Origin of the sequence: Magnetospirillum sp. (genome assembly GCA_027532905.1) — a bacterium.
Lineage (GTDB): Bacteria > Pseudomonadota > Alphaproteobacteria > CACIAM-22H2 > CACIAM-22H2 > Tagaea.
Genome location: JAPZUA010000001.1, coordinates 815,040 through 827,093, shown reverse-complemented (window position 1 = coordinate 827,093; position 12,054 = coordinate 815,040). Strand labels below are relative to the sequence as shown.

Annotated in this window: 15 protein-coding genes; 11 read left to right on the top strand and 4 right to left on the bottom strand. The window is 64.7% G+C overall.

Annotation, left to right across the window (positions count from 1 at the left end):
• Window positions 1-64: 64 nt before the first annotated feature.
• Genes O9320_04005 through O9320_03990 form a run of 4 tightly spaced genes read left to right on the top strand, consistent with a single transcriptional unit; the run spans window position 65 to window position 2,788 of the window.
• A complete protein-coding gene (locus O9320_04005; GenBank protein MCZ8309992.1) occupies window positions 65-994 on the top strand; it encodes a sugar kinase in 930 nt (309 codons plus the stop codon).
• Window positions 991-1,716 (top strand): SDR family oxidoreductase, encoded by a 726-nt coding sequence (locus O9320_04000; GenBank protein MCZ8309991.1) that lies wholly within the window; start codon window positions 991-993, stop codon window positions 1,714-1,716. Before O9320_04005 ends, O9320_04000 begins: the two co-directional genes overlap by 4 nt.
• 19 nt (window positions 1,717-1,735) lie before the next feature.
• Window positions 1,736-2,260 carry a 2,4'-dihydroxyacetophenone dioxygenase family protein gene (locus O9320_03995; GenBank protein MCZ8309990.1) on the top strand — a complete coding sequence of 175 codons (525 nt, stop codon included), beginning with the start codon at window positions 1,736-1,738 and terminating at the stop codon, window positions 2,258-2,260.
• 42 nt (window positions 2,261-2,302) lie between these two features.
• Window positions 2,303-2,788: a PAS domain-containing protein gene (locus O9320_03990; protein MCZ8309989.1), complete on the top strand. Its 486-nt coding sequence runs from the start codon at window positions 2,303-2,305 to the stop codon at window positions 2,786-2,788.
• A 7-nt stretch (window positions 2,789-2,795) separates the two neighbouring features.
• On the opposite strand, the gene O9320_03985 is transcribed toward O9320_03990, so the two are convergent.
• The gene (locus O9320_03985; GenBank protein ID MCZ8309988.1) at window positions 2,796-3,560 is read right to left on the bottom strand and encodes a fumarylacetoacetate hydrolase family protein; all 765 of its coding nucleotides are present in this window, start codon (window positions 3,558-3,560) and stop codon (window positions 2,796-2,798) included.
• 76 nt (window positions 3,561-3,636) lie between these two features.
• Here O9320_03985 and O9320_03980 point away from each other — a divergent pair, with 76 nt between their 5' ends.
• Window positions 3,637-4,209 (top strand): pyridoxamine 5'-phosphate oxidase family protein, encoded by a 573-nt coding sequence (locus tag O9320_03980; GenBank protein ID MCZ8309987.1) that lies wholly within the window; start codon window positions 3,637-3,639, stop codon window positions 4,207-4,209.
• Here the strand turns inward: O9320_03980 and O9320_03975 are convergent.
• Window positions 4,206-4,913, bottom strand: a complete 708-nt coding sequence (locus O9320_03975; protein ID MCZ8309986.1) for a cyclic nucleotide-binding domain-containing protein — start codon at window positions 4,911-4,913, stop codon at window positions 4,206-4,208. The two genes, O9320_03980 and O9320_03975, sit on opposite strands and share 4 nt — an antisense overlap.
• 179 nt (window positions 4,914-5,092) lie before the next feature.
• Between O9320_03975 and O9320_03970 the strand changes: the two genes are divergently transcribed.
• Entirely contained in the window at window positions 5,093-6,907 is a 1,815-nt protein-coding gene (locus tag O9320_03970; GenBank protein MCZ8309985.1) for an ATP-binding cassette domain-containing protein, read from the top strand.
• Here the strand turns inward: O9320_03970 and O9320_03965 are convergent.
• A complete protein-coding gene (locus O9320_03965) occupies window positions 6,904-7,623 on the bottom strand; it encodes a WYL domain-containing protein (GenBank protein MCZ8309984.1) in 720 nt (239 codons plus the stop codon). The genes O9320_03970 and O9320_03965 overlap by 4 nt on opposite strands.
• An 85-nt stretch (window positions 7,624-7,708) precedes the next feature.
• On the opposite strand from O9320_03965, the gene O9320_03960 reads away from it, so the two are divergent.
• Complete coding sequence (locus O9320_03960; protein ID MCZ8309983.1) at window positions 7,709-8,140, top strand: RidA family protein; 432 nt, start codon at window positions 7,709-7,711, stop codon at window positions 8,138-8,140.
• 29 nt (window positions 8,141-8,169) lie between these two features.
• Here the strand turns inward: O9320_03960 and O9320_03955 are convergent, their stop codons facing one another.
• Window positions 8,170-9,006: a pirin family protein gene (locus O9320_03955; GenBank protein MCZ8309982.1), complete on the bottom strand. Its 837-nt coding sequence runs from the start codon at window positions 9,004-9,006 to the stop codon at window positions 8,170-8,172.
• A gap of 140 nt (window positions 9,007-9,146) precedes the next feature.
• Between O9320_03955 and O9320_03950 the strand changes: the two genes are divergently transcribed.
• The 4 genes from O9320_03950 (at window position 9,147) to ugpC (ending at window position 12,015) form a co-directional block, all read left to right on the top strand.
• Complete coding sequence (locus O9320_03950; GenBank protein ID MCZ8309981.1) at window positions 9,147-9,701, top strand: histidine phosphatase family protein; 555 nt, start codon at window positions 9,147-9,149, stop codon at window positions 9,699-9,701.
• A 73-nt stretch (window positions 9,702-9,774) separates the two neighbouring features.
• Complete coding sequence (locus O9320_03945; protein MCZ8309980.1) at window positions 9,775-10,092, top strand: hypothetical protein; 318 nt, start codon at window positions 9,775-9,777, stop codon at window positions 10,090-10,092.
• Between the two features lie 346 nt (window positions 10,093-10,438).
• Complete coding sequence (locus tag O9320_03940; GenBank protein ID MCZ8309979.1) at window positions 10,439-10,729, top strand: HU family DNA-binding protein; 291 nt, start codon at window positions 10,439-10,441, stop codon at window positions 10,727-10,729.
• A 221-nt stretch (window positions 10,730-10,950) separates the two neighbouring features.
• Window positions 10,951-12,015, top strand: a complete 1,065-nt coding sequence (ugpC, locus tag O9320_03935; GenBank protein MCZ8309978.1) for a sn-glycerol-3-phosphate ABC transporter ATP-binding protein UgpC — start codon at window positions 10,951-10,953, stop codon at window positions 12,013-12,015.
• Window positions 12,016-12,054: the final 39 nt, after the last annotated feature.

Here is a 12,054-nt window from a genome sequence, read left to right as displayed (position 1 = left end):
CTTGCGCTCGGTGCTTGGCCTTGCGACACTAGCTGCCGCACCAAAGAAGACGAAGGGGAGGGAGATGACGCGCGAAATTCTTGCCATGGGCGAGCCGATGGTCGAGTTCAATCAGACCGGCGGACCCGGCAGCCGCACCTATCTGCAAGGTTTCGGCGGCGACTCGTCGAACTTCGCGATCGCAGCCGCCCGCCAAGGAGCGTCGGTCGGCTACGTCTCGGCGCTGGGCGACGACATCTATGGCGGCATGCTGCGCGATCTGTGGCGCGAAGAGGGCGTGGACGACGCGCATGTGCGCAAACGTGCGGACGCGTTCACGGCCGTCTATTTCGTCACGCACGATGCAGGCGGCCATCATTTTTCGTTTTTCCGCAAAGGCTCGGCCGCGAGCCGCTATGCGCCTGCAGATCTGCCACTTGAGGCGATCGCCGAAGCCAAAATTCTCCACCTCTCCGGCATTTCTCTGGCGATCTCAAAGAGTGCCCACGATGCCTGCTTTGCCGCGATCGCGGCGGCACGTAGCGCCGGCGTCAAGGTTTCGTTCGATACGAATCTGCGTCTGAAATTGTGGCCGCTTGCGCAAGCGCGCATCGCCATCGATGCGGCCGTCTTCCAATGCGACATCTGCCTGCCGAGCTACGACGACGTGGCCGCGATCTACGACGAGCGCGACCCCGACCGCCTTGCCGACCTTCTGCTCGCCAAGGGGCCCGGCATCGTCGCCCTCAAGCTCGGTGCCGAAGGCACGCTGCTGGCCTTGCCCGAAAAGCGCGTGCGCATTGCCCCGCACCCGTGCAAGCCCGTGGACGCGACAGGGGCTGGCGACACGTTTGGCGGCGCTTTCGTGGCGTGCCTTGCGCGTGGTGCCGACCCAGTCGAGGCGGCACGCTATGCCGCCGTTGCAGCAGCCCTATCGACGCAAGGCTACGGGGCCGTCGCCCCAATTCCGAATGCGGCCGAAGTCGCTGCCGCGCGCGCGGGGGTGGCCGCATGAGCGCCGCCTCCATCAGTGCTGGGCATATCGTCGTAACCGGCGGAACAAGCGGCATCGGTGCCGGGATTGCGCGCCATCTTGCGATGCGCGGCTACAGCGTGACGGCGACCGGGGTGTCGGCGGCCGAGATTGCGGCGTTCGAGCCGCAAACCGGCATCGACGCCCTTCTGCTCGACGTGACCGACGATGCGGCCGTCGCTGCCTTGATGGGCCGCTTCGAAGCGCTCGCGGGCCTCGTCAATTGTGCGGGTACCATCCAGCGCGGCGGCGTGGAGTTCGATGTCGATGGGTTTCGCCGCACGCTCGAGGTCAATCTTGTGGGCACGATGCGCTGTTGCGTGGCGGCACGCGCAGCTTTGGCGCGCGGACAGGGTGCGATCGTCAACACGGCCTCGATGCTGAGCTATTTCGGCTCGCCTTATGTGCCCGGCTATTCGGCCTCCAAAGGCGGCATCGTGCAATTGACGAAGAGCTTAGCCGCCGCGTGGGCGGCCGATGGCATTCGCGTGAACGCGATCGCACCCGGCTGGATCGACACGAAGCTCACGGCCCCGCTCGTCGGCGATCCCGCGCGCGCCGCCCCCATCCTGGCGCGCACGCCGATGGGGCGCTGGGGCCAGCCGGCCGAACTCGGCGGGCCGGTTGCCTTTCTGCTGTCGAAGGAGGCCGGGTTCGTGACCGGCGCCGTGTTGCCGGTCGATGGCGGCTATGCTGCCGTCTGACCCGAGAGGAGCGAAGACCATGGACGATGCCGCGATCGCCAAAAAGTGGGAGCCCTACCGCCATAAGCAGCCCAAGGACTCGCCGCCCGAGCTCGTGATCGCGCCCGCGATCCCGACCGACGAACGCGTCTGGGTGCCGCTCGAGCCGAATGTCGATTTCCGGCCGCTGCTGCTGTCGGCTTCGGCCGGCTACTGGACCAATCTCTTACGCGTGCGCAAATCGGGCGTGCTGTCGCGCCATCGCCATCCTCAGCCCGTGCACGGCTTCGTGCTGAAGGGCGAATGGCGCTATCTCGAACACGATTGGATCGCGCGCGAAGGCGGCTACGTGTACGAAGCGCCGGGCGAGACGCACACGCTCGTCGTCGATGCGCACGTGCCCGAAATGATCACATTTTTCCAGGTCAACGGGGCGATGATCTATGTCGATCCCGACGGCAAAAACACCGGCTACGACGACGTGTTCACGCGCATCGAAAAATGCCGCGCGCACTACGCCGCGATCGGCTTGGGGGCGGACTATGTCGATCAGTTCATCCGCTGACGCGTTAACCTACGTCTAACCATTTTGTGGCATCTGAGTGAGATGAATTCTCCTGACAAGCTGCGTTTTGCCTTTGAAGGGGGCGAAATCGAGCTGCCCTTGACCGAGGCGCCGCCGTCGCTGCTGCGCCTGGCCGAAATCTGGAACGAAAAGCGCGGTTCCAATCCGCTGCCGCCGCGCGCCCATTTCAGCTTCGATGACATCGTGCCGTGGCTCGGCTATCTGCATCTGCTCGAACTGGTCGACGACGATTTCCAGTTCCGCATTTTCGGCTCTGCCGTGGCGGCGTGGCTCGGTCACGATTATACCGGCCGACGCTTGTCGGACATTGTGAGCCAAGTTCCCGAAGTCGGCACGAAAGCGGCGGCGGGCTATCACAGAACGATCGCGGCGGCAGCTCCCGTCTATCTGTACACCGAGATCGCGCGCCATCGCGGCACGGATTTCGGCTGGTCGCGCCTGCTGCTGCCGCTGGGCGAGGGCGCGCGCGTCACGCATCTAATGATCGCGATCCACTACCGCCCTTGAGCCCCTCTCACACGAAGCGGTTGGCGAGCACGCCGACCCCGTCGATCTCGATTTCGACCAGCGTGCCAGCCTTGACCGGCAGGGCGCCGAGCGACGTGCCGCAGGCAATTACGTCGCCGGGTTCGAGCGTCATGTCGCGGCTGAGCCGTTCGACCAAGGAGACGGGGCTGAAGATCATGTCGGCGACCGGATAGTTCTGGCGCTCGCGCCCATTGACGCGCGTGCGCACGACGAGCGACTGCGGATCGAGGCCGGTTGCCATGACCGGGCCCAGCGGACCGAACCCGTCGAAGCTCTTGGCGCGCGTCCATTGCGCGAAGCTTGCATCGCGCGCGAGCAGTTCGAACGCCGTCACGTCGTTCACGCATGTGTAGCCGAAGATCGAAGCTGCCGCCTGTTCGGGTGTCGCCGCTTTCGCGGTCTTGCCGATCACGATGCCGAGTTCGCCTTCGTAGAAGATGCGCCCGACATCTTCTCCGGGCATCGCGATCTCGCTCTGGTGGGCCGCAAGCGCGTTCGCCCCTTTGAGAAAATAAAGCGGCTCGGCCGGGATGGCCCAGCCGTTTTTGGCGGCCGCCGCGTGGAAATTGTTCCACAGACCGATGAATTTGCCTGGCCGCACCGGCGGCAGATAGACGAGATCGGCCAAAGCGAGGCTTTCGTCCGTCGGTGCGGCTCCGGCGAACATGTCGCCCGCATGCACCAGCAGCCGGTCGCCTTCTAGCGTGCCGAAGATTTCGCGTGTGGCGTGGCGGGCGCGGACCCATTTCATTGCACGATCTCCCGATGTCTTGCGTGGCGTGGCATGGTTATACTCATGCGGGCGTTTCAAGCCAGAGGAACCGCGCGTGAACTCCGCAGACCCCGACGAAATTTTCTCTGACATCGCGGCAAGGCTCGCCGCCGCCGTCGGCGACCGCCGCCACGCCTGGCGCACGCCCACGCTTGCCACCATCGGCCTCGACGGCGCACCGCGTGCGCGCACGGTCGTGCTGCGCGGCGCCGATGCGGCCTGCGCGCGCGCGCGCTTCCACAGCGACATGCGCTCGGCCAAATGCGCAGAGCTTGGCGCAGACGGGCGCGCAGCGCTGCATTTCTACGATGCCGACGCCAAGCTGCAGCTGCGCCTCGAAGGCCGTGCCGTGCTGCATTGTGCCGACGCGATAGCGCAAGCCGCGTGGCAGGCGGCAGGCTTGAGTGCGCGCCGCACCTATGCGATCGAACCGGGGCCGGGCATTTTTCTGGAAGGACCCGACGACGCGGCTTTCTCGGCCGATTCGGAACATTCGTTCGCGCGTTTTGTCGTGGTCGAGATCGAGGTCGTGTCGATCGAATGGCTTTATCTGCGCGCTGAGGGCCATCGTCGGCTTCTGTTCACGCACACGGGCGGCACGCGCCAAGCGCGCTGGCGGGCACCCTAAATCTTGCGCATGTCGAAGCTGGGATAGGCACTCTTCGCTTTGGCGGTCGATGCCGGGGCAGCCGATGGAGCGGTTGCGCGCGGCACGGGTGCTGGCGCAGCTGCTGGTGCGACCCGCGTTGCCGGTGCGGCGTTTTTGGCAGCGAGCTTGTCGCGCAGCGGCGAGGGGGGTGGTGGGGGCGGTTCGGCGCGCAATTCGCGCGGTAAGCGCCGTTCGACCTCGAAGCGCAGCTGTTCGGCCACAAGGTTGATCAGCGGCTCTTTGGTGCGTGTCAGCGACAAAGCAAGGTCCGACACGCACAAAGCGGCGATTTGCTTCAGAATGTCGGCCGCGAGTTCTGGCTTCACGCGCACGCCGCGCGCGTCGAACATCGGCACGCGCACCACGAACAGTAGAAGATTGCGCAGGGCGCGCATGCGCTCGCCGTCGAGCTGCTGCAGCTTGGTCAGAAACTCGCGGCGATTGATCGCATAGCATTCGCTTTCGGCGATCGCCACGGCCGCCGACGGGCGCGGCGTGCGCTCGACGAAGGCCTGCTCGCCGAACAGACGGCCCTCGTGCAGATCTTCGAGCGTGTTGAGGTCGTAGCCGCGCTGGCAGCACAGGCGGATCTTGCCCGTGCGCACGATGAAGGCGTAGTCCCCGTCCTCGTTTTCGCGAAACACGTAGGCGCCCGAATGGTATTTGCGGATAAGCTCTTGCATCTTTTGCTCGGCGGCCGGTCGATGAGAGGGGCCAAAGAGGGAGGAGACTCGTAAGCCCGCAAGTCTGCACGGGCAGACATTTCGGAAAAATTAACATCCGGAAACCTTCGCAACAAGCCAGCACTTGGGATAAGTCTTCGGCCCCGCGTTTTATTCGGTCGGAATCGGACTTTATTGCGATGGCGTCGCCGCTGCTCAATTTACAGGACATTCGCCTCTCTTTTGGCGGGCCTTCCCTGCTCGACGGCGCCGAACTCGCCGTTGGTGCAGGCGAACGGCTTGCTTTGGTCGGGCGCAACGGCTCCGGCAAGTCGACTTTGCTCAAGATTGCGGCAGGTTCGCTCGAGCCGGACGGCGGTTCGCGCTTTCTGCAGCCCGGCACCACTTGCGCCTATTTGGCTCAGGAGCCCGATCTGAGTGGTTATGCTACGGTTTTCGACTTTGCAACGGCCGAACTCGGGGCCGATCGCGACATCCATCGCGCCCGCTATCTGCTGGAATCTCTCGGCTTGAGCGGAGCGGAAGACCCGCAACGCCTGTCGGGCGGGGAAGCGCGGCGTGCGGCCTTGGCACGCCTGCTCGCCCCTTCGCCCGATATTCTGCTGCTCGACGAACCGACCAACCATCTCGATCTGCCGGCCATCGCCTGGCTCGAGCGCGAGCTTGCTTCGTCGCGTGGTGCGCTCGTGCTGATCAGCCACGACCGGCGCTTTCTCGAAGCGTTGTCGCGCGACATGGTGTGGCTCGACCGCGGCCGCACGCGGCGCTTGGGCCGGGGCTTCGCGCATTTCGAAGCGTGGCGCGACGAAATTCTGGCGCAAGAAGAGCTCGAAGCGCACAAGCTGTCGCGCCAGATCGCGCGCGAGGAAGACTGGCTGCGCTACGGTGTGACCGCACGGCGCAAGCGCAATGTGCGCCGTGTGGGCGAATTGCAAGCGCTGCGCGCCCAGCGCCGCGCGCGTGTGGCCGCCCCCGGCACGCTCAAAATGTCGAGCTTCGCCGCCGACGGCTCGGGCACGCTCGTGATTGCGGCCGATGGGATTTCCAAAAGCTACGGGCAGCGCAAGGTCGTCGCCGATTTTTCGGTGCGCATTCTGCGCGGCGACCGTGTTGGCATCGTCGGCCCGAATGGGGCAGGCAAGACGACGTTGCTCAATCTGCTGACCGGCGCTTTGGCACCCGACACGGGCGAATCGCGCATCGGCACGGGCCTTGCGATGGTGACGCTCGATCAGCGCCGCGAATCGCTCGATCCCGACGCGACGCTTGCCGATACGCTCACCGGCGGGCACGGCGAAACCGTGTCGCTCGGCGGCGGTACGCGCCACGTGCTCGCCTATCTCAAGGACTTTCTGTTTTTGCCGCAGCAAGCGCGCACGCGCGTGGCCGCTTTGTCGGGCGGGGAACGCGGACGTGCCATGCTGGCGCGCGCCTTCGCCAAGCCTTCGAACCTTTTGGTGCTCGACGAGCCGACTAACGATCTCGATATCGAAACGCTCGATCTTTTGCAGGAACTTCTGGCCGACTATGCGGGCACCGTGCTGCTGGTCAGCCACGACCGCGACTTCCTCGACCGCGTTGCGACGTCTACGCTCGTCGCCGAAGGCGAGGGCGTGTGGCAGGAATATGCGGGCGGCTATTCCGACATGGTGGCCCAGCGCGGGCGCGGCGTCGAGGCGCTGGCAGGCTCTCAAGCCAAACAAACCAAGCGCGCCGCCGGACCGGCCGCTTCATCCGCCGCAGCACCGCCCAAGCGTAAACTCAGCTTCAAGCAGAAGCACGCGCTTGAAAACCTGCCGGGGCGCATGGACGAGATGCGCGCCAAGATATCGTCCCTCGAAGCGACCCTTGCCGACGCGGGCTTCTATGCGCGCGATGCGGCCGGCTTTGCGCGCATCTCGGCCGAGCTTGAGGCCGTGCAGGCAGGCCTTGTCGCCGCCGAAGACGAATGGCTCGAGCTCGAGATGCTGCGCGCGGAAATCGAAGGCGGTTAGCGGTTCAAATCCCTGAAGGGGCACACGTCGTCTTCGAACGGCACGTGCCGTCGTCGAAACGGCATGCCTTCAACCGTTTCGGGTCGATCGATTCGGTCCATGCGGAAATGGCGGAAATCGGCGCGCGCGGGATCCCACGCCACGAGGTACCAGATTGGCGGCAGGATCAGCATGGCCTGCGGTTCGACTGTTCGGTGCGTCTGCGCCCCCTTCGCATCGCGGTAGCCGAACCGCAGCCGCAGCCGCTGGAGGAACGCCGTTTCGAACGCCGGCAAGAGTTCTGGGTCGATCGAGCCAAGGTTCGAGATGTCCTGCTTGGGCGACAATCGCCCGACATGCAGGCAATCGAGGAAGCGGCGCAGATCCCGCGCTTTGTCGGGTGGCAAAGCCTTTTCGATTTTTGCGAGCCCGATATCGGCAAGATCCGAGAAGGGCAACGCGCGTGCAGCCCGCATTGCGGCAACGCTGATCAGTAGCGCGAACACCTCCGTCACCGACAGCCGTGCCGTCGTCTGCACCGATTGCGGGTCGAGCTGCAGGCCGCCGCCGCGCCCGCATTCGGAATGTATGACGAAGCCCTGGTCGCGCAATGCCGCGATGTCGCGCAAGAGCGTGCGCCGCGATGCTCCGACCGCTGCGGCCAAATCGCCGATCGTCGCCGTTCCGCGGCGTCGCAGCAGGCGCACGATGGCGTCGTGTCGGAGGCGGACGTTCATGCCCGAACTCTAGCCTATTTGGTGCCAGTTTTTGGCACCGTTTTGTTTTAGACGGATCTTGGTCAATTCAGCAAGGAGAACGACCATGATTTCCAAGGAACGAACAGTCGCAAGCGGTACAGCGCCGACGATCGTCAACCCCTCCCACCTGCACGACCCGACGCCAAATGGCTACAGCACGGCAGTTGTCGTACCCGCCGCCGGGCGGCTGGCCTTCATCTCGGGGCAAGGCGGACAGGACCGAACCGGGACTCTCGCGCCCGATTTCGCCGGCCAAGTGGAGCAGGCCTATGCGAATCTTGGCGCAGTCCTCGAAGCACTCGGTGCACGCCCGGACAAGGTCGTGAAGCTGACGGTGTTCGTCGTCGACCACGACATGTCGAAGCTCGGCATCCTCACCGAAAATGTTGTGCGGATGTTCGGTGCGACATTGCCGGCACAGACGCTGGTGCCGGTACCGAAACTCGCGGTCGATGCGATGCGCTTCGAAGTGGAGGCGATCGTTCTGCTCGATTGAGCAGACGGCCGCCCACGCGATCGCATAGGCTAGAAACGCCCCGCGCGATAGTCGGCGACGGCCTGGTGCAATTCGGCCTGCGTGTTCATCACGAAGGGGCCGTATTTGGCGACGGGCTCGTCGAGTTTTTTGCCGGCGACGACCAGCAACCGTGCGGGCTCGTCGCCGGTGCGCAGCGTGAGCCGGTCGCCTGCGCCCAACACGCCGAGCTCGCCCTTGGCGAGCGGCTTGTCGCCTGCGACCGCGCCCCCCTCGTAGACATAGACAAAGCCTGCATGGTCGGCCGCCACCGGCACGGCGAGCGCGGTCTGCGCGACAAGATGCACGTCGAGATAAAGCGGCTCAGTCGCGACCGCCGAAACCGGGCCTTCAATGCCCGCATAGCGGCCCGCGATGATTTTGACCCGGTTGCCGTCGCCGGGCTCGAAAACCGGGATCGCGGCGGGCGGGATGTCCTGGTAGCGCGGCGCGCACATTTTGTCGCGCGCGGGCAGATTGACCCACAGCTGGAAGCCGCGCATCAGCCCTTCTTCCTGTTCGGGCATTTCGGAATGCACGATGCCGCGTCCGGCGGTCATCCACTGCACCGAGCCCGGCTCGAGCAGGCCGACATTGCCCTTGTTGTCGCCGTGGCGCATGCGGCCCGCGAGCATGTAGGTCACGGTTTCGAAGCCGCGATGCGGATGGTCGGGAAAGCCCGCGAGATAGGCTTGCGGATCGTCCGAGCCGAATTCGTCGAGCATCAAAAACGGGTCGAGATCGGGTAGCCGGTGCGTGCCGATTACGCGCGTGAGTTTGACGCCGGCCCCGTCGCTGGTGGCCTGGCCGCGCACGATTTTTTCGACGTTTCTTTCGGAGGCTGTCATCGGACGTTCCGTTGCTTGGTTGCTCAAGGGAAGATGTGGGGTTTTTGCGCGGCAAAGGGAAGGGGGCTTTTGCGAACGCAGCATTCGCTGGGCGGAAACGGTCGTTGCGCCGGGCCGCACTTTGCCTTATCGAACCGCCTATGCCCAAAACAGTCCATCTCATCCGCCACGGCCAATCCGAATTCAACGCCGCCTTCGATTCGATCGCGCGCGTCGATCCGATGATTTTCGATCCGCATCTGACCGAGCTTGGCCGCACGCAAGCCCAAGCGCTTGCCGATCCGGTGCGCTGGGCGCGTGTGGAACTCGTCGTCGTCTCGCCGCTCACGCGCGCGATCCAGACGGCGCGGCACGCGTTTGCGGGCCATGCGGCACGCTGGCACGTGGAAGCCTTGCACCGCGAGAAATGCGAGCATTCGGGCGATATCGGTCGGCCGACGGCCGCCTTGAAGGCCGACTTCCCCGACCTTGCCTTCGACCATCTCGACGATCCGTGGTGGCACCACGATCCCGTGCGCCCGACCGCGATCGTGCAAGAGCCCGAGCCGCTGCTGCAGGGCCGCGTTGCCGCGTTCCGCCAATGGCTTGCGGCCCGCCCCGAAAACGAAATCGCGGTCGTGGGCCACGGCACGTTCCTAAACCGGCTCACGGGCGTCGCGTTCAAAAACTGCGAGGTTGCGACGCGCGCATTCTAGACAAGCGCCATTTCGAGTCCGACAATGAAGGCCCCCTCGACCCTTGACCTGCGGGAGCGGCCTCATGCGGAAAATGGCGATTTTTTGCGGTGCAGTATTGGCGCTTGTCGGGGCTGTACCGGCCGTTGCTGATGCGATCGACGGCGAATGGTGTGCTCCCGTCGGCCAGCGGCGCCTCATGATCGACGGCCCGCGTTTGACCACGCCGGCCGGTGCACGCATTGAGGGAAGTTACACGCGCCACGGTTTCACCTACAAGGCGCCGGCAGGCGAAGTCGAAGCGGGACTCGAAATCGAAATGCGTCTGATGGGCGAGCACGCAATGCTGTTTCGCCCGCAAGGAACGGCATCGGCGCAAACCTGGACGCGCTGCGCAAGGCCCGTAAGCTGACGCACGGCGACGCCAAGAAGTTGCTGATAAACCTACCTTTGTTGCATGGTGGCAGCGCTGCAATGTCGATTCCATAAGCATTTCCGCAATTTTCCTGCTTGCCAAGAATCGGGCGAGACGGCATACCGGGCTTACGTTTGCTTGTTCGATTCGCAGTCGAGTCGCCGTTTAGCGGCACGGGGGGCGGTCGGTCGGGCGGCGGCGCGAACGCAAGAAGGGGTCGTTCCCCGACTGCACGCGCGACGTCATGGAGCTGGGATTCAAGCCACGCGCGCGGCTTTCAAAGCCCGCGCAACGCCGAAAATCCTCGACAACCAAGAACCCTTAAGAGGAGGCCTATCCGCAGATGGCCGAGAAACAAGAAGTTGTGACGCTGAAGGCGATTGCTTATGAGCTCGCCGAGAAGCACGAGATGCCCAAGAAGCAGGCTGTGGAAGTCCTCGACGCGTTCGTCGCGGCGTTGACCAAGAGCCTGAAGAAGGGCGCCAAGATCCGCATTCCGGGCCTCGGCATCTTCCAGGTGCGCAAGCGCCCCGCGCGCATGGGCCGCAACCCGGCCACGGGCGAAGCGATCAAGATCAAGGCGTCGAAGAAGATCGCCTTCCGCGCCGCCAAGGACCTCAAGGAAGCCGTCTAACGCTTCCTGCGCGAGAGTCTTTCGCGATATCGAAGGGCGTGGGGCAGATCTGCCCCGCGCCCTTCGTGCGTTTGGGGCGGACTGATAATGCATTGCAGCCCCGCCGCGATACCGACTAAAGTTCGCTCCTGGCGTCGGGCGGACTGCGGGCACACCGCAGCCGATCCCGAACGCCCCCGGCCTGATCGTCAGGGACAGGCGGGCACATTAGGGAGCGAAACATGGCCGGCGTATCGGTGCGCAATGTGCGCAAAGCCTATCAAAACACAGCCGTGATCCACGGCGTTGACGTCGAAATCGCGGACGGCGAGTTCGTGGTGCTTGTCGGTCCTTCGGGCTGCGGCAAGTCGACCTTGCTGCGCATGATCGCAGGGCTCGAGGAAATCTCGGGCGGAGAGATCGCGATCGGTGCCCGCGTGGTCAACGACCTGCCGCCCAAAGAGCGCGACGTGGCGATGGTGTTCCAGAACTACGCGCTCTATCCGCACATGACCGTCTACGACAACATGGCCTTCTCGCTGCTGCTCAAGAAGGCCGACAAGGCCGAGATTGACAAGCGCGTGCAGCGTGCCGCCGACATCCTCAATCTCAAGCCCTATCTGCAGCGTTTCCCCAAGCAGCTATCCGGCGGCCAGCGCCAGCGCGTGGCGATGGGCCGCGCCATCGTGCGCGACCCGCAGGTGTTCCTGTTCGACGAACCCTTGTCGAACCTTGACGCCAAATTGCGCGTGGCGATGCGCGCCGAGATCAAAGCGCTGCACCAGCGCCTCAAGACCACGACCGTCTACGTCACGCACGACCAGATCGAAGCGATGACGATGGCCGACCGCATCGTCGTGATGCATGACGGCATCGTCGAGCAGATCGGCACACCGCTCGAACTCTACGATAATCCGGCCAATATCTTCGTGGCCGGCTTCATCGGGTCGCCCGCGATGAATTTCGTCGACGGCAAAGTGCGCCGCTCCGGGGCCGATGCCGCCGTCGAACTGCCCGGCGGCATTGCCCTTCCGGCGACGACGAACGCCGCCGCAGGTGCGGCCGTGCGCGTCGGCATTCGGCCCGAGCATCTCGATCTTGACGCCACGGGTGCTGGCTTGCCTGCGACCGTCAAGGTCATCGAGCCGACCGGGGCCGAAACGCTGGTGCTGGTCGATATCGTCGGCACGGAGGCAACGGCCGTGTTCACAGAGCGCCACGCTTTCACGCCGGGTGCGGCGATCTCGCTCGCCCCCAAAGCGGGCCTTTTGCACGTGTTCGACGCGGCCAGCGGCAAGCGCGTCTAGACCCAGACGCGCCGCCGCAGCACTGCGTCGTGCGATGCC

What these genes read in the sequence shown, in the direction of transcription:
- O9320_03955 (MCZ8309982.1), bottom strand. Translation starts at nt 9,006, where the DNA reads ATGACAGCCTCCGAAAGAAACGTCGAAAAAATCGTGCGCGGCCAGGCC.
- O9320_03945 (MCZ8309980.1), top strand. Translation starts at nt 9,775, where the DNA reads ATGGCGATTTTTTGCGGTGCAGTATTGGCGCTTGTCGGGGCTGTACCG.
- O9320_03960 (MCZ8309983.1), top strand. Translation starts at nt 7,709, where the DNA reads ATGATTTCCAAGGAACGAACAGTCGCAAGCGGTACAGCGCCGACGATC.
- O9320_03975 (MCZ8309986.1), bottom strand. Translation starts at nt 4,913, where the DNA reads ATGCAAGAGCTTATCCGCAAATACCATTCGGGCGCCTACGTGTTTCGC.
- O9320_03970 (MCZ8309985.1), top strand. Translation starts at nt 5,093, where the DNA reads ATGGCGTCGCCGCTGCTCAATTTACAGGACATTCGCCTCTCTTTTGGC.
- O9320_03985 (MCZ8309988.1), bottom strand. Translation starts at nt 3,560, where the DNA reads ATGAAATGGGTCCGCGCCCGCCACGCCACACGCGAAATCTTCGGCACG.
- O9320_04000 (MCZ8309991.1), top strand. Translation starts at nt 991, where the DNA reads ATGAGCGCCGCCTCCATCAGTGCTGGGCATATCGTCGTAACCGGCGGA.
- O9320_03990 (MCZ8309989.1), top strand. Translation starts at nt 2,303, where the DNA reads ATGAATTCTCCTGACAAGCTGCGTTTTGCCTTTGAAGGGGGCGAAATC.
- O9320_03965 (MCZ8309984.1), bottom strand. Translation starts at nt 7,623, where the DNA reads ATGAACGTCCGCCTCCGACACGACGCCATCGTGCGCCTGCTGCGACGC.
- O9320_03995 (MCZ8309990.1), top strand. Translation starts at nt 1,736, where the DNA reads ATGGACGATGCCGCGATCGCCAAAAAGTGGGAGCCCTACCGCCATAAG.
- O9320_04005 (MCZ8309992.1), top strand. Translation starts at nt 65, where the DNA reads ATGACGCGCGAAATTCTTGCCATGGGCGAGCCGATGGTCGAGTTCAAT.
- ugpC (MCZ8309978.1), top strand. Translation starts at nt 10,951, where the DNA reads ATGGCCGGCGTATCGGTGCGCAATGTGCGCAAAGCCTATCAAAACACA.
- O9320_03940 (MCZ8309979.1), top strand. Translation starts at nt 10,439, where the DNA reads ATGGCCGAGAAACAAGAAGTTGTGACGCTGAAGGCGATTGCTTATGAG.
- O9320_03950 (MCZ8309981.1), top strand. Translation starts at nt 9,147, where the DNA reads ATGCCCAAAACAGTCCATCTCATCCGCCACGGCCAATCCGAATTCAAC.